Source organism: Microcystis sp. M015S2 (genome assembly GCF_020245945.1).
Classification (GTDB): domain Bacteria; phylum Cyanobacteriota; class Cyanobacteriia; order Cyanobacteriales; family Microcystaceae; genus Microcystis.
Genome location: NZ_JADBTX010000032.1, coordinates 1 through 20892 on the forward strand (window position 1 = coordinate 1; position 20892 = coordinate 20892).

The following is a 20892-nucleotide window of genomic DNA, read 5'->3' on the forward strand; positions in this document are numbered from 1 at the left end:
CAATTCCTAATAGTCTTTTAGTTTGTTTCGGATATTTTTGAATGTATTCCCAAGTGTAGTTTTTCATGGCTTTTTTTGATTTACTATTTGTTTTATTATATCCTATTATTGTGATTTAATTAAATTATGGAGAGGTTTAATTAGAGGGGTAATTACAGTTAAGAGAAGACCCTGAATCCCTAGACGCAATTGTACGGGATGGTCGCGGAGAAATTGCATTCTATCGCGCCATGTTTTCTGTTCTTGGAATTTATCGCCGCCGCCTCTCGTTTCCACATACCAGCCTATTGCTTGGGGAAAATAAAACACCCAGTACAACAGCAAAAGATAATCAAAGGGATTCCATAAAGATAAATTGCGTCTGAGTTTAGGGGCGAGATTAATGGTGGGGACGGTGCTTTCCTTCATAATTTCTATCTCTGGCTATTTACCCGGTGATGGTTTATTAATAGGAGTTACGCACTGTACAAATTCACCACGATGTGTATGAACGAAAATCCGTCGTTTCAGACTTTTGGCGATTAACTTCTGAGCGATAGCGATCGCTCAAAAGTCATCAAAAAATCACGTTAAAATGCCCGAAACCCATACCTCATATTTGGTCGATCCTGTCAATGCGTAAGTCCTAATTAAGTAGTTAGGTGTTAACTGTCAGATTCCCCCTCAAGGTAGGGTTGATTCATGAATCAACCCTACTATGAATCAATTCTAGGCTCTAGGGGGCAGTGGGGATCAAAGACAAAATCTATCTTCTATTTAATCAGAACCACTTAATTATAGCGGTGTGCAGTCGTACGAGGTACACTGTCACGAGCTATAAACCATGCTAGGCAAGGCTTTGTCTGTATCTCACTCAAGCGCATACCGCTATATCGGAACTAAAAAGGCTTATATATATCTTGGCACGGATCCCCATTATACTAAAAAGTATAGGTCAAATCGAGGGATTTTGTCAAGTCTTTTTTGCCATTAATCTATATAATTGTCGGGCTGCTTACCGGTCATCGTCCTGAAAAAAATTATGCCCCAGTTTGTTAAACAAGCATATATGCAGCGGTCAACCGAGACAGCACAGGAGCCTCTCTTATTCTTTGTGTGATCAGGAGCCTCTCTTATTCTTTGTGTGATCAGTTTAACTTATATAGAACCGATCAATCTTTGTGTCCTTTGTGTCTTTGTGGTTCGTTCCAGTCGCTCGCTGGCGGGAATATATCTTATAAAATACATTTTACCCACCAAACCCAAGAGAGCCGACAGGAGGCAAAAAACGAGTTATTGGACAGAAAGAGGCGATGGGATGTTATTATTTAAAGCCGATTCCCCGGAAGCAGCCGAATTGATCATCGGGCAGCATCCCCTGGCGAATAGTAGTGGAATAGGCTATTAAAGGAGTGAACCCTGTGCAAATATTCACAACAATCCCCGGTTTACGCACTTTTTTGGCTGATTATCGCCATGATCGCAGTATTGCCCTCGTGCCAACCATGGGCGCTCTCCATAAAGGTCATGCTAGTCTAATTCGACGCGCAGTGACGGAAGCGGAGGTAACTGTGGTCAGTATTTTTGTTAATCCTCTACAATTTGGCCCCACAGAGGATTTTTCTCGCTATCCCCGCAGCCTTGACAGCGATCGCCAACTGTGTGAATCCTTGGGAGTTGCTGCTATTTTTGCTCCCAGTGCGGAAACTTTAGGAATTGGTAATTCTGAGGAGATAACCGCAGTTGTTCCCCCGATTTCTCTGACTAGCGGGTTATGTGGTGCTTTTCGTCCGGGACATTTTCAGGGAGTAGCCACAATTGTCACGCGGTTGTTTAATATAATTGCACCGACGATCGCCTATTTTGGCGAAAAGGATGCCCAACAGTTAGCGATTATCCGGCAATTAGTCAGGGATTTAAATTTAGCGATCGAGATTCGCGCTTGTGCTACAGTGCGAGAAACATCGGGATTAGCAGTTAGTTCTCGCAATCAGTATCTATCGGCCACAGAAAGGGAAAAAGCGACAATTATCGCCCAAAGTTTGCAATTAGCCCTCGACAGTTTTCGTTTAGGGGAAAGACAAAGGGAAAAACTACTGGCTATTGTCCAAAAAAATCTCGACAGAGTACCAGAATTTCGCTGTCAGTATCTGGATTTAGTCCATCCCCAGAGTTTACAACCGATCGAGCAGATCGAAGCAAGGGGCTTATTAGCGATCGCCGGATTGATCGGTCAAACCCGTTTAATTGATAATATTATCTTGCGTCAACGTCGGGCAGTTATCGCTATTGATGGGCCGGCTGGAGCGGGAAAATCGACGGTAACGCGCTTAGTAGCCGAAAAATTGGGGTTAACCTATCTCGATACCGGTGCGATGTATCGCGCGGTGACATGGTTAGTGGTGAATTCCGGTCTGGATTTGTCCGCAGAAGCGGCCATCGCCGAGTTATTATCCTTGGCGAAGATAGAAATAATTCCGGCCGATAGTCCCGAAAATGTGACTATAGTGAAGATTAATGGGCAGGATGTGACTTTAGAGATTCGCTCTCCCGCAATTACCTCGCAAGTGTCCAGAATTGCCGCTCAAAAAGCGGTGAGACAGCAGTTAGTCACCCTGCAAAGACAACTGGGAATGTCAGGGGGAATAGTTGTGGAAGGTCGAGATATTGGTACTAATGTTTTCCCAGAAGCGGAATTAAAGATTTTCTTGACAGCGACATCCGAAGAAAGAGCGAGAAGGAGATTAAAAGACTTAGAAGCGCAGGGAAATGGTGGGATTAGTCTCGCAGAATTAACCCAAGAGATTGAAAAAAGGGATTATTTGGATAGTAATCGCTCCCTAGCACCCCTGCGAAAAGCCGCAGATGCGATCGAAGTTAATACCGATCATCTCACTATTACAGAAGTCACGGAAAAAATCATTGCTCTTTATCATCTTAACTCAGGTGATTTAGGGAGATAATTATGCAGTTAAATTACCTGACTTTATCATCTATCTGTTTAACGGTAACTTCCTTGATAATTCTTGGCAGTCCAACTATATCTTTAGCCGATCATAGATCAGCAATAACTTTAGCTTCTAGGGATTTATCGAACCAGCAACAGGGAAAAAAAATTATTCTTAATGGTCGTTCTTTGCCCGTTTCTTGGCGACAGTGGACAACAGCAAATAGTACCAGAATTGCCATGGGTGACACGGGAGCAAGACAATTATTCGGCATGGATTTTCTTAGCACAAATGATCCAAAAAAGCAACCGATAAACTGGTTTAATTTACAAACTTTATCGGCTAATTTAATCGACTCTGATCGCTGGCTGGATGTTACGGATATTTTACTAAAAATGGGGGCAACAACCACAATTAATGGTGATAGTTTAACTATTAACTTTGCTGCTCCCCAGATTCAAGATATTCAGCTAGAAAATTATGGAGCAGTACAAAGGATTATTATTCAACTCGATCGCCCGACCTTTTGGCAAGTTAGTCAGGCAAAAAATGAAGCTGTGATTACTTTAGAAGGAAATGCCCAGCAATCGCTCATCTCTAGGTTTCAACCCCAAACTATCAGCAACAGTAATCAAAATAACGATGAAGATGATCTAGGTAACTCCAATAATAACTTAGCCACTCAGATCACTTCCTTAGAAAATAATGGAGTGATCAGTCGTTTAAAAATTAACCTTCCCACTGCCTACGGATTACAGATCAGCAGTGTGGCTAATCCTCCCCGAATTATCATTGATTCTCGTCCCGATGCTATGGATGAAAAGCGCATTGTTTGGCAGCCCGGGTTAATCTGGAATCAAAAATATATCCAGTTAGACAAAGATTGGTTTCCCGTGACTTGGTTAGAAATTGATCCTAAAAATCCCCAGATAACTATTAAACCAATCACCGCTAATTCCACCTCAATGCGCGGCACTAATCCCCTGATCACGATTAATAGCGAAAGTAATGCGGTAGCGATGATTAATGGCGGCTTTTTTAATCGTAATAATCAGTTACCTTTGGGGGCAATTCGTGTGGATGGCAAATGGTTATCCGGACCAATTTTAAACCGAGGAGCGATCGCATGGGATAATCGTGGTAAAATCAGGATCGATCGCCTCAGTTTAGAGGAAACTCTCATTACTGCCACTGGACAACGTTTTCCTCTAACCCAGTTAAATAGTGCTTTCCTGACAGCCGGCTGCAGTCGTTATACTCGCGATTGGGGAAGTAATTATCATCCCCTCACCGAGCGCGAAACTGGGTTAGTCGTCCAAGGCGATCGCATAACGGAGAAATTAAATAATCTTTCCCCACAGGATAGTATAGACATACCAGAAAATGGCTATTTAGTCATCTGCCGAAAGACAGATATTAATTTAAATATTGGTGAAAGAGTCAACCTCGATAGCGTCACCCTACCGAGGGATTTTGCCAATTATCCCCAGATTTTAGGTGCAGGTCCCCTATTATTGCAGAATGGACGCATAGTTTTGGATGGAAATGCCGAAAAATTTAGTCCTGCATTCCAAAATCAACAAGCTTCCCGCAGTGCGATCGCAGTTAGCCGAGAAGGAAAAATTTTGCTAGTTGCTATCCACAATCGCGTCGGGGGACGGGGGGCAACTTTAGGCGAATTAGCCCGAATTTTGCTGTTAATGGCGGCAAAGGACGGTTTAAACCTAGATGGGGGTAGTTCCACGGGGATAGCCTTGGCGGGTTATCTGCTCGATCGCTCTGCCGTTACCGCCGCAAAAGTCCATAATGGAATAGGGATATTTTTATCCCCGTCTCCTTGAAAAGTGTGAAAACAATGGATAATAGCGACTGGATTAAACAACTGCTGCTGATGGGTATTGGTACTACTTCCATGGTGGCAGAAAAGATCAAAGAAGTGAGCGACGAATTAGTCAAAGACGGTAAAATCAATTCTGATCAGGCTAAAAACTTTGTTGATGATCTGATGACACAGATGAAGTCTGAACAGGGGAGCTTCGAGAACAACTTAGAACGCTATATTCGCCAGATTTTGCAGGATTTAGGGGTTCCCCGACAATCGGAAATGGACGAACTGCGGGGAAGGATTGATAGATTAGAACGACAGGTGAGAGACTTAGAGAATAAACTCTGGCGTTAGGGAACTATGAAATCAATGCGCGAAATCTTGCTCAGTTTTGCTATCATTGCGGTTTGTGGCTTATTTTTAATCGTTGCTTCCCTCTTTGGTGGAGGGGAAAAAAACAATGCGATCGCCGCAGAAATCGAGCCACCCGCTATCACTCAAACTATTAATAAGGAAATCATCTCCATGGATTTAGATCAAGCAGTCACCACCGATTCGGGACTAAAATACATCGATATCGTGGAAGGAACTGGAGAAAGTCCCCAAAAAGGTCAAAAAGTAACTGTTCACTACACGGGAACCCTGACAGACGGCAAAAAATTCGATAGCTCCAAGGATCGCAATCAACCTTTTACCTTTACCATTGGAGTGGGTCAAGTGATCAAAGGATGGGATGAAGGAGTCGCATCGATGAAAGTCGGTGGACAGCGTACCTTAATTATCCCCCCAGAATTGGGTTATGGTGCGCGGGGTGCTGGTGGGGTAATTCCTCCCAACGCGACTTTACTTTTCGATGTGGAATTGTTGGGAGTTAAATAGGTTTTTCCTCTGATTTTTCACTTTTACCCGCATCGATCCTGAATGCGGGTTTTTTGACAAATTGCCAGAAGCTAAAGGCCAAATCAGGAAGATTTAGTAAATTCTAGACCGTTTTCGCTACCGTAACGTTCCATAAAACGCATAAAACGATCCCACTCTGCGGGAGAATTAAAAATAACCGTAGCTTCGATCGCCGTGGGTTTACCGTTGATGAATTTGCCTTTTACTTCCCTGGTGACGATTTCTCCTTCCTCATCGACGAGATACATCCCCGTGATTTCCTCGGTTTGTTGATCTCCGAGGATAGTCGGTTGATCAAAATAAAATTTTGCCGATCCCTTCTCTCCCGTTTTAGTGCGACTTAAGCGGATATCGGGAACAATCGGTTCTTTTAACCCCCTGGAAAACTGAATTTCTGCCATTACTTTTCTTTATCCTTCTCATAAAATAGACATTTCTAGATCATCTCACACCAAGTCGCAAGTAAAAAGCAGATGCAACAGCATAAACTTAAAATATCCACGGTCAACTCGTGGGAGTAGGTTTGACTGATGAAAGATCACTTGTAAACCTCTCCCTTCCCACTGATAACCGATCACTGATAACCAATAACTGAGATGAGATGGTTTTATTAGAAGCAGCGGTTCATTCTTCCCTACGCGCTTTTTTACGCGAACAAGGACGCTTTTACTGGTCTCATCATCTCACTATGGGGCGACTGGTGGCTAGAGCTTTACGCTTAAAACGTTCCTCTCTCATACAAACTGGAACTACTCTCACCCGTTATTGTCTCAGTTATCTCACCCCGGCTCTTTTAGGTAATACACCTGTTCTGATTGTTGCCCCAGAGTCAGAACTAAATCTACTGTTAGAAGTGGAAATCCCCCATCTACAAACATGGTTACAAAGTCAGCGAGATATCCTCAAAAGCGATCGCTTTCCCGCTAATTTTACCGGTTTACTCCTCACCACACCCCAAGAATGGTTAGAGGACAAATTGGGCAATCTCGGTCATTTTCCCCAGAATATCCCCACAATAATCGATCGAGCCGAAGATTTAGAAACTTGTCTAGTAGATCATCTCACCGTCACCATTACTCCCGAACAATGGTCTGCTTTAGAGTCAGCATATCCCCAGCATAGAGAGTTTATAGACTTAATTAAAGCACAACTTAGCCAAAGTATTCTTGGCCATCCAATAAATCCCTATAATTGCTATCTTATTGATGCCAAGGAAAAAGAATATATAATTGCTCTCCTGCAACGCTTGCATCAAGACTTAACCACTGATTCTGTTTGGCAACTTTTAGCGGCAAAAATCCCCGAGCATAATTATCTCCTCTGGACATCAGTAGATCGAGAGCGAGAAGAATTTACCCTAAAAATCAGTCCTTTGGAGGTGGCTAGTTTTTTCAAACCAATTTGGCAGCAGCAACCCTTTGTTTTAATCGGCAGTTTTTTAGATAGCGAAAAATCCGCTAATTTATACCGTCAAAATCAGGGTATCGGAGATATTTTAACTTTAAAGTTTGCAGCTGATCGCGAAAGTGAATATATTCATTTATATCTACCCGAGCGCATCAGCGCCCCCAACACACCCGAATTTAAACCGATGTTATTAAAGCAAGTACGGGAATTAGTTAGTGCTAATCATACCAGTGAACAACCGATAGTAATTCTGATTGAAGATGTTCCCCTCAAGGCACAAATTGCCACCCAAATCGCAGCCGATTACGGTTCGCGAGTACAAGTGGAAAAAACTGAGATTAATAATAATACTATTCTGGTTTGTGGTTGGCAATTCTGGCAAACCCATCAAGAAAAATTTCCGACTCCCAGTTTATTAATTATCGCTACTTTACCCTTACCATCCCCCGAAAATCCTCTCGTTGCTGGCAAAATTGCTTACTATAAACGACAACATCTCGACTGGTTTCGTGCCTATCTTTTACCCACAGCAGTGAGGGAAATCCAGAAATCTGTTCAGTCTCTCCGGGAGTGTCAGGGTTGTGTGGCTGTCCTCGATAATCGTGTCAATGCTCGCAGTTATGGCCGACAAATTCTCTCCGCTTTAGAACCCTATGCTAAAGTTAATTATCTCGATCAACAATTTTTTCAAGATAAAGATTAAATCAGTTATCAGGTTACTGTTTACTGATAAAATCTCCCCCAGAGCCATATTTCCAACTATCTAGATAACGATGATAAAGATATTTTTGCTTGTCGGGTAACTTTTCTAAAACAGGTTTTAAGGTGGCTGCTAAGGGATATAAACCACTATACAAAGCTAAATTAAAATAATGTCCCGTCCAATCGATAAAAGGACTGATACCTACTTGCGGAATCATCGGTAAAACTAATTGAGGATTAACCAAAGGCAAAGTTTTTGAGAGAGAAGAAAACTGCACCACATCCTGTAAAAACGGTTTTAATACCTCATCTCCCAACTTATCCATTACCCGAAAAACTCCACTCATTAAGTCATTAATTTGATTGGGATTAGGGTTAGCATATATCGGGACACTCATGGTTTTTTGAAATAGCCACGTTACCGATATATTAGGTTGATAGGGTTGTAAAAGGGCTAAATCTTCTCGGTTTAAAGCATCAATTTGTAAAGCTTCCTCGATGGCAAAAGTTAGCCTTTTTAAATGCCTAACCATTGCCCCAAAACCACCAAAACTTACCGGAGATTGACTACCGCTACTATCTCCCACTGCCAGAATTCTTGACCAAGGCATTTTTAAAGGACTTTGACGATAGGCAGGGAAAAAACCTGCTAGAAAACGCTGAAATTTGACCGCTTCTAAATCCACCTTTTGATACTCTGGCAGTAATCTTAAATACTCCTCCATCAAAAATTCTAAACTAAAGCGATCGGGATGGGTATCAAGATAGGTAAATAAATAAGTTGTCCGACCATCCCTAGCGGGAAATGCTTCCCAAAAGTATTGACATTGGTGCAAGATTGGGGTAAAAGAATAAATCAAATCACCAGTTTCATTACTGGGAAAACCCTGACCGCAACTACCCACCACTAAACAAACTCCATCGGGGTTTTCTCCTTTTCTTGCCTGTTTTGCAATTGGCGAAAAATGACCCATGGCATCGATTAATAAACGGGTTTTTAAAGTCATTTCTCCCGTTTTAACCATTACCCCATCGGGATGAATAATCCCCCCGCTAAACCCCGAATTTTCTAATAACTTTCCTCCCGCTTGCAAAAACTTAGTTTTTAAAGTTTCTAGCAAATAAACCGGATCAACACCGATATTTAAAATATCTCTGACCCAAAGTTCATAACCTTGATAAAATCCCACCCTCGCAGGATTATATTCCGTCGCTATTGCTTGATTTAATTCAGCTTCGGTCAATAAATCTAACTCTAAAAAACTGCTTAATTCTAAACGGGAAATATTCCACTCCTGCTGACGACCGCGCAGAATACCTCTTTCTAATAATGCCACACGCCAGCCCCTAGTTTGTAGGGCAGCCCCGATGAAAATTCCCAGGGTTCCCCCCGCAATCACTAGATCAAAATCCGTCTCTCCTAAAGATTCTTGACTTTGATTAATTACCGTAGGAATAAGCGCATTTTCTAAACGCAAAGCTTGCCAAGCTCGATCGCTGGCTCGCAATTGTTGTAAACTCTGAGGAGATACTCGATCGAGTAAAGATGCAACTAAAGACATAATCTTATATCAGTTATCAGTTATCAGTTATCACCATATCCAGAGGAGAAACCTATTTAGATTGGAAAAACTTTTTCCCTTCTTCAAAGAGTTTATTAATATCCTTGAGAGAAACCCCAAAAATCGCTAGAACTCCCGTAAAAACTAATAAAAAACCGATAAAACTATTCCGATCATAGAGAAATAACCCCACCAAAACGATAAAATAGGGAGAGAGAATTTTACTAATATTTTCAACTACAGTAACCACCTCTGGAGTAGGAGTCTCAACAAGATTAATATCAGTTTTATCCTGATCTGGTTCGAGATTTTGCTTAATCGAAAACATCACTTCCTGTAGGTCTTTTACCTCCGGTGGGTTCGGTTCCTTCGCTGGTTTGCCAAACATTGTTAAGTCCCTCGCCAATTTATCTATATCCTCTATGGTAGCCAAAAAAAGGGCAAGCAGGAAAAGCGCGAGCAAGTCGAGAAATTCTCAGCGCAATTTTCCTTAACAACCCCCTCGGCCTCGGCTGCTATAATCAGAGGAACAACTCCCAAGTTCGTTAACGGTACAAAAAAACTATGAATACCAGTCCAGACCGTGTGATTATCTTCGATACCACCCTTCGAGATGGGGAACAGTCCCCGGGTGCCGCTTTAAATGTGGATGAGAAGCTAACCATAGCGCGCGCACTGGCAAGACTGGGAGTTGATGTCATTGAAGCAGGTTTTCCCCACGCTAGTCCGGGGGACTTTGAAGCTGTGCAGAAGATTGCTGCCAGCGTCGGCAGCGAAGCTGATAGCCCGATTATTTGCGGATTAGCCCGGGCTAACCAAAAAGACATCAAATCTGCCGCCGATGCGCTCAGACCCGCCGCCAAGCCCAGAATTCACACCTTCCTAGCCACATCCGATATCCACCTCCAATACAAACTTAAGAAGACTCGTCAGGAAGTTCTTGAGATTGTGCCAGAAATGGTGGCCTATGCTAAATCCTTCCTTAATGATGTGGAATTTTCCCCCGAAGATGCGGGCCGCAGCGATCCGGAATTCCTCTATCAAGTCCTTGAAAGAGCGATCGCCGCAGGAGCCACCACCGTTAACATTCCCGATACCGTCGGTTACACCACCCCCAGCGAATTTGGCGCTTTAATCCGGGGAATTAAGGAAAATGTCCCCAATATCGACCAAGCGATTATCTCCGTCCATGGTCACGACGATTTAGGGTTAGCGGTGGCTAATTTCCTCGAAGCAGTTAAACATGGCGCTCGACAGTTGGAATGTACTATTAATGGGATCGGTGAGCGTGCCGGTAATGCTTCCCTAGAAGAGTTGGTGATGGCCCTTCATGTCCGGCGCTCCTATTTTAATCCTTTCCTTGGTCGTCCAGCAGAGTCCACGGAACCTTTAACCAAGATCAACACCAAGGAAATCTATCGCACTTCTCGCCTAGTTTCTAATCTTACCGGCATGATCGTGCAACCGAATAAGGCGATCGTCGGTGCTAACGCTTTCGCACACGAGTCGGGAATCCATCAGGACGGGGTGTTAAAACATAAACTCACCTATGAGATTATGGATGCAGAATCGATCGGTTTGACCCATAATCAGATCGTCCTCGGGAAACTCTCCGGCCGCAACGCTTTTCGCTCTCGTTTGCAGGAATTGGGTTTTGAGCTTTCGGAAACGGAACTTAATAACGCTTTTATCCAGTTTAAGGAAATGGCCGATCGCAAAAAGGAAATCACCGATCGCGATCTAGAAGCGATTGTTAACGATGAAATCGATACGGTTCCCGATCACTTCCGCCTTGAATTAGTACAAGTGTCCTGTGGAAATAGCGCCAGACCCACGGCCACGGTAACGATTCGCACTCCCGACGGTAGCGAGTTATCCGATGCGGCCATTGGTACAGGACCGGTAGATGCTCTCTGCAAAGCGATCGATCGAGTGGTGCAGATTCCGAACGAATTAATCTCTTTCTCGGTGCGGGAAGTGACCGAGGGAATCGATGCTTTAGGAGAAGTGACTATCCGTCTCCGTTACGAAGGACGCACCTATTCTGCTCGCGCAGCCGATACCGATATTATTGTCGCCTCCGCTCGCGCCTACGTCAGTGCCTTAAACCGTCTCCATGTCGCACTGCAGCAGAAGGAAAAAACCCCCGAAATGCTACAAGTCTAGATAGGGTGTTAGGGTGTTAGGGTGTTAGGGTGTTACTTGAAATTCCCCCACTACCCCATCACCCCACTTCCCCACTTCCCCCCGCAACGCGCACGCAGTGACCACCCCACTTCATAATTCATAATTCATAATTCCCATGGCGCTGTTGGAGAAAATCTTAAATTTGTCTCGCAAATTTCTAAAATGTTGCTAAGTTAATATTATGAGCTTGCGCTCTGATTAATCATGGTGCTAATGTACCAAAAACAGATTCGCGTAAAAGCAATGAGGGATGAAATTTATCCGTAAGAATCCGATCAAATTAAATACAATAGCTAAAGACTAAAGGAATTAGCAAGGGCCAATAGGGATGCTGTTCCCCTTGCCATTGGGAACAGTTAACCCGTCCAATAATTCCTTTGATTGTTAGCTATCTGGTCAACACCGCAGACAAACCGGCGATCGGATTCCAGTCCTCCAGCCATTTACCCAATTTTTGCAGGAGCCAGATTATGAGTTGACCGAGCTAAAACAGCATTCCGTGTCGCTAAAATCGCATCGACACAAGAGAATTTAAGCAAAGATCTTCTCCCATTTGTTGTAATTAAAGCTACAATCGGAAAAGTCTTTCCCCGTCTCGGATTTGAGACACAAATTCGTTCAGTATCACCTAGATTGAGATTCGATCTTCTAGTTTTGCACAGAAGGAGCAAGAGGAAAACGGCATGACGCAGGCCCACGATGTACTAACCCTTACCGAGCCGCAATTGGATTTAGATTTGATTGACCTAGACGAAGACTTCGATGATGAGGATATCGAGTTAGAGCTAGAAGAAACCAGCGATAGCAACGATGGCAAAAAAACCCGCCGCCTTGCCAGCGCTCGTCGTCGCGACGCGGCCAGAAAAAAACCCTATACGGAAGATTCGATTCGGATTTATCTGCAAGAGATTGGCAGGATTCGGTTATTGAGAGCGGAGGAGGAGATCGAATTAGCGAGAAAAATCGCCGATCTACTGAAATTAGAACGCATTCGCGAAGATTTTTGCCTCTATAGCGATGCTGAATGGGGAAAACAGGTTTTCCTGTTCGAGCGCATCGAAAGAATTATCGCCGAAAAATCGGAAAAAGAACCGAAATTATCGGATATTAAGGCTTATTTAGGGAAGACGGAGCTAACGGCTCCCATGGTAGAAGAATGGCTGGCGAAATCAAAGGAATACTTATCGGCCTTTAAGCGTCGATTGTACCATGGTCGTCGCGCTAAGGAAAAAATGGTACAATCGAACCTGCGTTTAGTGGTTTCGATCGCCAAGAAATACATGAATCGCGGTCTTTCCTTCCAAGATTTAATTCAAGAAGGTTCCCTCGGTTTGATCCGTGCCGCCGAAAAATTCGACCACGAAAAGGGTTATAAATTCTCCACCTATGCCACTTGGTGGATTCGTCAAGCCATCACCCGGGCGATCGCCGATCAATCCCGCACCATTCGTCTCCCCGTCCACCTCTACGAAACCATCTCCCGGATCAAAAAAACCACCAAGATTCTTTCTCAGGAAATGCGCCGCAAACCCACCGAGGAAGAAATCGCCACCAAGATGGAGATGACCATTGAAAAACTGCGTTTTATTGCCAAATCTGCCCAATTACCTATTTCTCTAGAGACTCCTATCGGTAAAGAAGAAGATTCCCGTTTAGGAGACTTTATCGAAGCGGATGGGGAAACCCCAGAAGATGAAGTTTCTAAAAATCTATTACGCGAGGATTTAGAAAACGTCCTCGATACCCTTAGTCCTCGCGAACGCGATGTGCTGCGGCTGCGCTACGGTTTAGATGATGGCCGGATGAAAACACTCGAAGAAATCGGCCAGATTTTCAACGTCACTCGCGAGCGCATTCGTCAAATAGAAGCCAAGGCCCTGCGGAAACTGCGTCACCCTAACCGCAATAGTATCCTCAAAGAGTACATTCGTTAATTTCCCGCCCTTAAAAAACTAGAAACTGAGTCTCCTTGAGGCTCAGTTTTATTGTAATCTGCACCTACCTCGATCGAATTTACAGCAGTTATCTTAATGATGAGGTACAAAGTTTTTGTTTTGGGGAGTCGCTCGTTGATACCAAATTAGGTTAGACTTCATCTTGATCAGAAACACTATAAATATCTCATTGATTAGAATCAAGAAATGTATGATAATGTCTGTAAATTTCTCGCCGAAAATTATAGTCGTGACTTCGCCCAATGGTTATTAGGAGAACCCCTCTCCTTCACCCAATTGAGTCCCTCGGAACTGTCTCTAGAACCGATTCGGGCTGATGCCCTGATTTTGTTAGAATCAGAGCAGATGATTCTTCATCTCGAATTCCAGACCGATCCTGACCCAAAAATGTCCTTTCGGATGTTAGATTATCGCACTAGAGTCTATCGTCGCTTCCCCAAAAAAACCATGCGACAAGTGGTAATTTACCTGAAAGAAACCTCATCACCTTTGGTGCAGGAAAACGCTTTTATTCTTCCCAATACCCGTCATGAATACGAAGTGCTTCGTCTCTGGGAAATTGCTGCTGAGGAAATGTTAGGATTATCAGGATTGTTACCCTTGGCCAATCTAGGAAAAACCTCTAATCGTCCCGAAATTCTACGACAAGTAGCCGCAAAAATTGATAATATCGAGGGTAGAACTGAAAAAAGCAATTTAGCCGCCGCTACAGCAATTCTGGCGGGGTTAGTATTAAGTAAGGAAATCATCGGAAGTTTATTAAGAGAAGAAATTATGCGCGAATCAGTTATTTATCAGGACATCCGGGAAAGTGGAAAAGCACAAGGAAGACGAGAAGAAGCGGTTTCTTTGATTCTACGGCTACTTAACCGTCGTTTAGGTGAAATATCCTCGACTTTAAGCCAACAAATCCGAGAACTATCTCTAGAACAATTAGAAACTTTAGGAGAAGCGCTGCTCGATTTTACCAGCTTGACAGATCTGACCACTTGGTTATTGGAGATAGAAAATTAAATCCCCAGAAGATGTCTGCTCGTCCTGCGTTAAATTTTTAAATACTGGCTTTTTTCCCGTATTGATTTAACTATGGCTACCAGCGATATTCCCCATTCTACTCACTCATCCCCAAAACCCCTGCCAAAACTGGGACTTTTCACCATGTTTCGCTTAGGACTCTTTCAGATGGGACTAGGTATTATGTCTCTGCTGACTTTGGGGGTTCTCAATCGGATTATGATCGATGAGTTAAAAGTTTTACCCTTTCTCGCCGCAGCTGCGATCGCTATGCACCAGTTTGTTAGTCCAGCACGCATCTGGTTTGGGCAAAGATCCGACGGTAAAACTATTTTAGGTCATCATCGCAGCGGTTATGTCTGGATTGGGGCGGCAGTTTTTACCGCTTTAGCTTTTATTGCTTTGCAGGTAGTTTGGCAATTGGGACTTAGTATTCAAACTTCGGGATGGAATACCATTTCCTACGCTTGGATTGCCCTCTTAGCCTTAATTTTCGCCCTCTACGGACTCGCTTTAAGTGCCAGTTCTACCCCTTTTTCCGCCCTCTTGGTGGATGTGTCCGATGAAGATAATCGATCGCAATTAGTTGCTATAGTTTGGTCAATGCTGATGCTGGGAATCGTCGTCGGGGCGATCGTTAGTTCTCGTTTGCTGGATACTCCCAATATCTGCGGTACAAATATTTTGACCTATGATCCGACTCAATCAGCCCCCATAGCCAATATTCCGCAACTACAGGCGACAATTAACCCCGTGTTCACGATTATGCCCGCTATCGTTTTCGGTCTCTGTATTTTAGCGACTTTTGGCGTAGAAAAAAAATATTCTCGTTTTAGTAGTCGGTCCACTCTCGTGCAAAGAGAGGATCAAATTACCTTTAAAGATGCGTTACAGGTTCTCACCGCTAGTCGGCAAACCGGTTTATTTTTCACCTTTCTGCTGATGATGACTTTGAGTTTATTTATGCAGGATGCAATTATGGAACCGTTTGGGGGCGAGGTTTTTGGGATGTGTATCGCCCAAACCACCCAATTAAACGCTTTTTGGGGAACCGGAACCCTTTTTGGTATTGCCGCCACGGGATTTATGCTCATTCCCCGCATCGGTAAACAAAAAACCACTAAATATGGCTGTATTTTTGCAACAATTTGTTTTATTCTCTTGATTTTTGCCGGCTTTTCTGCTAATCAAAGTTTATTAAAATCAAGCTTGCTCTTTTTCGGTTTAGCTTCGGGAATGATTACCGCCGGGGCTACCAGTTTAATGTTAGATTTAACCGCCGCCGAAACCGCAGGAACTTTTATCGGTGCTTGGGGATTATCCCAAGCGATCGCCCGGGGATTAGCCACGGTTTTAGGCGGTACGATTTTAAATATCGGTAAAGTTGTCTTTTCTAGTCCGGTTTTAGCCTATGGCTTAGTTTTCCTCGTGCAAGCACTGGGAATGATCCTAGCAGTTTGGTTATTAAGTCGCGTCGATGTCAAGGAATTTAAGGAAAATGCCCGAGCAGCGATCGCAACAGTGATGAAAGGAGAGATCGACTAGCAAAAGCAAGCAAAAGTGAGATAACAGGAGAATTAGCCCGATCGGGGGAAGTTGGTTAGCAGCTTTTTTCCTATCTTAAAAGTAGAGAGGAAAACGAAAGAGGAGGCGAAAACGATGAAAAGGACTTTAATGATTGCCCTAGGTTCCCTAGCCTCCTTACTGCTGATTAACCCCGTCGGTGCGGAAAATCCCCAACAGGTGCAACAATTATTGAATACGCGGGAATGTCCGGGCTGTGATCTCCGGGGTGCAGATTTAAGAGGGGCGCATCTAATCGGTGCTGATTTGAGAGAAGCGAATTTACAGGGAGCTAATCTGGAGGAAGCTAACTTAGAGGGCGCAGATTTGACCGATGCCAACCTAGAAGGCGCAAATTTAACCGCAGCTTTTCTGACTAATGCCAGTTTGAATCAAGCTAATCTCAATGGAGTCAATTTCACCAGCGCCGTGATTTATGATGCTGATGTGACGGGTGCATCGATGGAGAGAATTAACTTGACAAATGCTCAGATTTATGGTACAGGCATCGCTGTTGGTGGTGAAAATCCTTAGATGTTCTTGTCCTCAAAATATAGTTAATTTTGTAACAGATGCGAGTGTCGCGTCTGTTTTTTTATACACTTTTACTAAATAGTTTGAGTTATAAAATAACCGGCATGACTCAACTCACACCGCGCCCTAGTGTCTTAATTGTCGATGATTTGCCCAATAATGTGCGGCTATTGTCGATTATGCTCACCGAGAAGGGATATCAGGTACGCAAAGCGATTAATGGACAGATGGCCCTGAATACAGTGCGATCGCTAATTCCCGATCTGATCCTTCTCGATATTAATATGCCCGATCTCAATGGTTATCAAGTTTGTGAACAGTTAAAAGCTGATGAAAAAACCAGAGAAATTCCCGTGATTTTTATCAGCGCTCTTGATGATGTCTTCGATAAAGTCAAAGCTTTTCAAGTGGGAGGTGTTGATTATATTTCTAAACCTTTTCAAGGGGAAGAAGTCATGGCACGCATTGAAAATCAATTAACTATTTCTCGTCAAAAAAAACAACTACAAAACGAAATTCAAGAACGTCAAAAAACTGAGGAAACTTTAGAAATTTATCTTTATGCTGTCTCTCATGATCTCCGCAATCCCGTGATCGGGATGTCAATGATCTTAAATAATTTAATTAAAAATTCTCAGGGAGAAACTAAAGAAGTATCCCGGAAGATTTTACAACAGATGGCCGACAGTTGTGATCGACAATTAACTTTAATTGATTCTCTCGTCGAAACCCGACAAAATGATCTTTGGGGAGTTTCCCTAGCACTAAAGCCTTTATCTCTCTACGAAATTGGTCAACAGATCGGTCAGGAATGGGAGTTAAGATTAAAGGAAAATCAAGCAACTTTAATTAATAATTTTTCCCACGATTTACCCTTAGTTAATGCCGATGCTCACCATCTCTGGCGAGTTTTTGAGAATTTATTAGCCAATGCTCTTAAACACAATCCCCAGGGGATAATTATCACTTTATCCGCTAGACTAGAGGGCAATTATCTCTGGTGTACTATTGCCGATAATGGGGTGGGAATTAGCGAAACCCAGAGAAAACAATTATTTGATCGCTATCAACGAGGCAATAATAATAATCAGATTAGTTTAGGACTAGGTTTATATCTATGTCGTCAAATTATCCATGCTCACGGGGGTGAAATTGGCATTATGAATAATGACGAAAAAGGTTCACAATTTTGGTTTACTTTACCCTACTAAGCTGTTGACTAAGTAGGTAGATGTTAAAAACTTTCAGACACCCCCCTTATCAAGGGGGGATTAAGGGGGGATCTATCTTCAATTTAATTATAACCAGCTACTTATCTACATTACTCGTTAAGACTGTCTATGAGCAGGAAGAGCCAGTTTAAACATTTGTTTTTTTCTGTGACCCTGGAAAGAAAGGGCTAAGATCTATCTAGATCAACTATCTTCACTTGCCATGGCCGCTAATGCCGACTATTCTGCCCATTCTAGCCTTAACTTGCAACAACCTTGGCATACCTATCCGGTGGAAACCACCCTATCTATCCTCGGTAGTTCGGCTGTTAATGGCCTCAATAGGGAGCAAATCGCCCAAAGAATTAAATATTATGGCAAAAATGAACTACAAGAACGTCCAGGGCGCAGTAATTGGCAAATTCTCCTAGATCAGTTTACCAATATTATGCTCCTCCTCTTAATTGCCGTGGCCATAATTTCCGGGGGACTGGATTTACTGGCATTGCAGCGCGGTCATCTGGCTAAAATTGGTGTTCCCTTCAAAGATACGATCGCTATCTTAACAATTGTCATCCTCAATGGTATCCTCGGCTATCTGCAAGAAAGTCGCGCCGAAAAAGCTCTGGCCGCTTTAAAAAAACTTTCCTCTCCCCAAGTTAATGTTATCCGCGAGGGTCAACGCAGAGAAATAGACGCGGTTAATCTCGTCCCCGGGGACATCATGCTGATTGAAGCGGGAACCCAAATCAGCGCCGACGGCCAAATTATCGAAGCTTTTAACCTGCAAATTCGCGAATCGGCCTTGACAGGAGAGGCAAATAGTGTTAATAAATCCGCCTCCATTGACCCCTTAGACAGGGATACTCCCATTGGCGATCGCTTAAATTTTGTCTTTACCGGAACAGAGGTACTGCAAGGCCGGGCCAAGGTCATCGTTACCAATACGGGAATGACAACGGAATTAGGCAAAATCGCTCAAATGTTAGCAACAGTCGGCAATGAACCCACTCCTCTCCAAAAAAGAATGACTCACTTGGGTAATGTCCTTGTTGCTGGTTCTCTCATTCTAGTTGCCCTGACTATTACCATCGGCCTGATCAATGCCGGTTGGTCGGCCCTAGAGGAATTAGTCGAAGTTTCCCTTAGTATGGCAGTAGCCGTCGTTCCCGAAGGATTACCCGCAGTTATCACCCTAACTCTCGCCCTAGGTACCCAACGCATGGTCAAACGTCAGGCCTTGATTCGCAAACTGCCGGCAGTAGAAACCCTTGGTTCCGTTAATGTGATCTGTTCCGACAAAACTGGGACGCTAACGGAAAATAAAATGACCGTGCGGGAGATAGAGACAATTAATCGCAATTTTTCGGTGACTGGAGAAGGATATAGCCCAAAAGGACAATTTTTAGACACCGAGCAACGGGCGATCGATCCCAAAACCGATCTAGAATTACACCATCTCTTAATTGCCAGTATCCTCTGCAACGATGCCAGTTTAGACCTCGATAACGGTCATGATAGCATTTTAGGCGATCCCACGGAAGGAGCCTTATTAGTTTTAGGGGCGAAAGCGGGCTTAAATTTATCCCTAACCAAGCAAGAGTTCCCTAGAATCGCTGAAATCCCCTTTTCTTCTCAAAGAAAGCGAATGTCGGTCATTTGTCAAGGAGTCAATCCCGTACTATTTACCAAAGGTTCCCCGGAATTAATCCTTGAACAGTGTCTCTCCTATCAATCGGGATTAGAAAGTCTTCCTTTTGGGGATGGGGAAAAAGAAAAAGTCTTAGTCGCTAACAATGCTATGGCTAACAGGGGTTTGCGAGTCTTAGGATTAGCCTACAAAAACCTGATTTATCCGCCAGAATCAACTGAAATCAGCGAAGATGCCCTAATTTGGTTAGGAATGGTCGGTATGATCGACGCACCGCGACCAGAGGTACAAATCGCCGTGGCTAGGTGTCGAGAAGCGGGAATCCGTCCGATTATGATCACCGGCGATCATCAATTAACCGCTCTAGCGGTGGCTAAGAGTCTTGGTATTGCCCAAGCGGGAGCTTTAGTGATCTCAGGGCGAGAATTAGATAAATTATCACCAATTCAGCTAGAAAACCTCATTGACAAAACTAACATCTATGCCCGTGTCTCCCCCGAACATAAATTAACCATTGTCCGCGCCTTGCAAAAAAAGGGTAAATTTGTTGCTATGACCGGAGATGGGGTGAATGATGCTCCGGCCTTGAAACAAGCAGATATAGGTATTGCCATGGGAATCTCCGGCACCGATGTCACCAAAGAGGCTAGTGATATGATTCTCCTTGATGATAATTTTGCCACCATCGTCGCTGCCACGGAAGAAGGGCGAGTGGTTTATAACAATATTCGCAGTTTTATTAAATATATTCTCGGCAGTAATATCGGGGAAGTGATTACTATCGCTGCTTCGCCTCTTTTGGGTTTAGTTACTCCCCTAACTCCCCTACAAATTCTCTGGATGAATTTAGTTACTGATGGTTTACCTGCTTTAGCTTTGGCAGTGGAACCCGCTTCTCCTAATATTATGCGTCGCCCTCCTTTTAGTCCCCAAGAAAGTATTTTTGCTCGCGGTTTGGGCAGTTATATTGTGAGAATTGGGATTATTTTTTCGATTATTAATATCACTCAAATGTTAATCGCTGTGCGATTGGACCCGCTTTTTGGTAATACCGGTTCATGGAAAACTATGGTTTTTACTACTCTCTGTTTAGCTCAAATGGGTCATGCCATTTCCGTGCGATCAAGTGATCATCTTACCATAGAAATGAATCCTTTGACTAATCCCTATCTCTGGGTAGCAGTAACCCTGACGACAATTTTTCAACTGATGTTAATCTATGTTCCTCCCCTGCGGGATTTTTTCGGCACTCAATTTTTAACTAAAGAAGAATTATTAATCTGTTTGGGATTTAGTACCTTGTTATTCGTTTGGGTGGAGTTAGAAAAATTATTTACCCGTTGGTATCATCGGCGATAACCAGAGAGTTTTTTTCAGTGTTAAGTAAACGGAACTAATTCCGCATAGATGCCAAGACTGAAGAAGATTAACCAGTTTGATCTGTTTTTTTGGGA

Annotated in this window: 15 protein-coding genes and 1 pseudogene; 12 read left to right on the forward strand and 4 right to left on the reverse strand. The window is 43.4% G+C overall.

The window, feature by feature from the left end; translation table 11 throughout:
* Nucleotides 1–138 precede the first annotated feature (138 nt).
* Nucleotides 139–408: pseudogene (locus IM473_RS07170) on the reverse strand (AAA family ATPase); the annotation flags it as partial.
* Nucleotides 409–1400: 992 nt separating this feature from the next.
* On the opposite strand from IM473_RS07170, the gene IM473_RS07175 reads away from it, so the two are divergent.
* The 4 genes from IM473_RS07175 to IM473_RS07190 are packed head-to-tail and all read left to right on the forward strand — an operon-like array spanning nt 1401 to nt 5631.
* Nucleotides 1401–2942, forward strand: coding sequence for a bifunctional pantoate--beta-alanine ligase/(d)CMP kinase (locus IM473_RS07175; RefSeq protein WP_287658215.1), 1542 nt, complete (start codon nt 1401–1403; stop codon nt 2940–2942).
* A 2-nt stretch (nt 2943–2944) separates the two neighbouring features.
* Nucleotides 2945–4768, forward strand: a complete 1824-nt coding sequence (locus IM473_RS07180; protein WP_287658216.1) for a phosphodiester glycosidase family protein — start codon at nt 2945–2947, stop codon at nt 4766–4768.
* Between the two features lie 14 nt (nt 4769–4782).
* Complete coding sequence (locus IM473_RS07185) at nt 4783–5106, forward strand: phasin family protein (RefSeq protein WP_002746237.1); 324 nt, start codon at nt 4783–4785, stop codon at nt 5104–5106.
* 6 nt (nt 5107–5112) lie between these two features.
* The gene (locus tag IM473_RS07190) at nt 5113–5631 is read left to right on the forward strand and encodes an FKBP-type peptidyl-prolyl cis-trans isomerase (protein WP_287658217.1); all 519 of its coding nucleotides are present in this window, start codon (nt 5113–5115) and stop codon (nt 5629–5631) included.
* Between the two features lie 83 nt (nt 5632–5714).
* On the opposite strand, the gene psb28 is transcribed toward IM473_RS07190, so the two are convergent.
* Nucleotides 5715–6053, reverse strand: coding sequence for a photosystem II reaction center protein Psb28 (gene psb28, locus IM473_RS07195; RefSeq protein ID WP_104396760.1), 339 nt, complete (start codon nt 6051–6053; stop codon nt 5715–5717).
* Nucleotides 6054–6253: 200 nt separating this feature from the next.
* On the opposite strand from psb28, the gene IM473_RS07200 reads away from it, so the two are divergent.
* Complete coding sequence (locus IM473_RS07200; RefSeq protein ID WP_287658218.1) at nt 6254–7762, forward strand: helicase C-terminal domain-containing protein; 1509 nt, start codon at nt 6254–6256, stop codon at nt 7760–7762.
* A gap of 13 nt (nt 7763–7775) precedes the next feature.
* On the opposite strand, the gene IM473_RS07205 is transcribed toward IM473_RS07200, so the two are convergent.
* Together IM473_RS07205 and IM473_RS07210 are read right to left on the reverse strand one after the other, a co-directional pair.
* A complete protein-coding gene (locus IM473_RS07205; RefSeq protein ID WP_287658219.1) occupies nt 7776–9323 on the reverse strand; it encodes an FAD-dependent oxidoreductase in 1548 nt (515 codons plus the stop codon).
* 52 nt (nt 9324–9375) lie between these two features.
* Nucleotides 9376–9711, reverse strand: coding sequence for a hypothetical protein (locus IM473_RS07210; RefSeq protein ID WP_110578476.1), 336 nt, complete (start codon nt 9709–9711; stop codon nt 9376–9378).
* Nucleotides 9712–9887: 176 nt separating this feature from the next.
* Between IM473_RS07210 and IM473_RS07215 the strand changes: the two genes are divergently transcribed.
* The 7 genes from IM473_RS07215 (at nt 9888) to IM473_RS07245 (ending at nt 20797) form a co-directional block, all read left to right on the forward strand.
* Nucleotides 9888–11489 carry a 2-isopropylmalate synthase gene (locus tag IM473_RS07215; RefSeq protein WP_287658220.1) on the forward strand — a complete coding sequence of 534 codons (1602 nt, stop codon included), beginning with the start codon at nt 9888–9890 and terminating at the stop codon, nt 11487–11489.
* A 704-nt stretch (nt 11490–12193) separates the two neighbouring features.
* The gene (rpoD, locus tag IM473_RS07220) at nt 12194–13444 is read left to right on the forward strand and encodes an RNA polymerase sigma factor RpoD (protein ID WP_002803916.1); all 1251 of its coding nucleotides are present in this window, start codon (nt 12194–12196) and stop codon (nt 13442–13444) included.
* A 207-nt stretch (nt 13445–13651) separates the two neighbouring features.
* Nucleotides 13652–14479, forward strand: a complete 828-nt coding sequence (locus tag IM473_RS07225; RefSeq protein WP_287658221.1) for an Rpn family recombination-promoting nuclease/putative transposase — start codon at nt 13652–13654, stop codon at nt 14477–14479.
* 72 nt (nt 14480–14551) lie between these two features.
* Nucleotides 14552–16024, forward strand: coding sequence for a BCD family MFS transporter (locus IM473_RS07230; RefSeq protein ID WP_287658222.1), 1473 nt, complete (start codon nt 14552–14554; stop codon nt 16022–16024).
* A 114-nt stretch (nt 16025–16138) separates the two neighbouring features.
* Nucleotides 16139–16576 carry a pentapeptide repeat-containing protein gene (locus IM473_RS07235; RefSeq protein ID WP_287658223.1) on the forward strand — a complete coding sequence of 146 codons (438 nt, stop codon included), beginning with the start codon at nt 16139–16141 and terminating at the stop codon, nt 16574–16576.
* Between the two features lie 104 nt (nt 16577–16680).
* Nucleotides 16681–17787: a hybrid sensor histidine kinase/response regulator gene (locus tag IM473_RS07240; RefSeq protein WP_287658224.1), complete on the forward strand. Its 1107-nt coding sequence runs from the start codon at nt 16681–16683 to the stop codon at nt 17785–17787.
* A 223-nt stretch (nt 17788–18010) separates the two neighbouring features.
* Nucleotides 18011–20797: a cation-translocating P-type ATPase gene (locus IM473_RS07245; protein WP_287658225.1), complete on the forward strand. Its 2787-nt coding sequence runs from the start codon at nt 18011–18013 to the stop codon at nt 20795–20797.
* Nucleotides 20798–20892 lie beyond the last annotated feature (95 nt).

Excerpts from the sequence above, each read along its gene's own strand:
- IM473_RS07235 (WP_287658223.1), top strand. The coding sequence starts at position 16,139 with ATGAAAAGGACTTTAATGATTGCCCTAGGTTCCCTAGCCTCCTTACTG.
- rpoD (WP_002803916.1), top strand. The coding sequence starts at position 12,194 with ATGACGCAGGCCCACGATGTACTAACCCTTACCGAGCCGCAATTGGAT.
- IM473_RS07200 (WP_287658218.1), top strand. The coding sequence starts at position 6,254 with ATGGTTTTATTAGAAGCAGCGGTTCATTCTTCCCTACGCGCTTTTTTA.
- IM473_RS07225 (WP_287658221.1), top strand. The coding sequence starts at position 13,652 with ATGTATGATAATGTCTGTAAATTTCTCGCCGAAAATTATAGTCGTGAC.
- psb28 (WP_104396760.1), bottom strand. The coding sequence starts at position 6,053 with ATGGCAGAAATTCAGTTTTCCAGGGGGTTAAAAGAACCGATTGTTCCC.
- IM473_RS07210 (WP_110578476.1), bottom strand. The coding sequence starts at position 9,711 with ATGTTTGGCAAACCAGCGAAGGAACCGAACCCACCGGAGGTAAAAGAC.
- IM473_RS07230 (WP_287658222.1), top strand. The coding sequence starts at position 14,552 with ATGGCTACCAGCGATATTCCCCATTCTACTCACTCATCCCCAAAACCC.
- IM473_RS07185 (WP_002746237.1), top strand. The coding sequence starts at position 4,783 with ATGGATAATAGCGACTGGATTAAACAACTGCTGCTGATGGGTATTGGT.
- IM473_RS07190 (WP_287658217.1), top strand. The coding sequence starts at position 5,113 with ATGAAATCAATGCGCGAAATCTTGCTCAGTTTTGCTATCATTGCGGTT.
- IM473_RS07240 (WP_287658224.1), top strand. The coding sequence starts at position 16,681 with ATGACTCAACTCACACCGCGCCCTAGTGTCTTAATTGTCGATGATTTG.
- IM473_RS07180 (WP_287658216.1), top strand. The coding sequence starts at position 2,945 with ATGCAGTTAAATTACCTGACTTTATCATCTATCTGTTTAACGGTAACT.
- IM473_RS07245 (WP_287658225.1), top strand. The coding sequence starts at position 18,011 with ATGGCCGCTAATGCCGACTATTCTGCCCATTCTAGCCTTAACTTGCAA.
- IM473_RS07205 (WP_287658219.1), bottom strand. The coding sequence starts at position 9,323 with ATGTCTTTAGTTGCATCTTTACTCGATCGAGTATCTCCTCAGAGTTTA.
- IM473_RS07215 (WP_287658220.1), top strand. The coding sequence starts at position 9,888 with ATGAATACCAGTCCAGACCGTGTGATTATCTTCGATACCACCCTTCGA.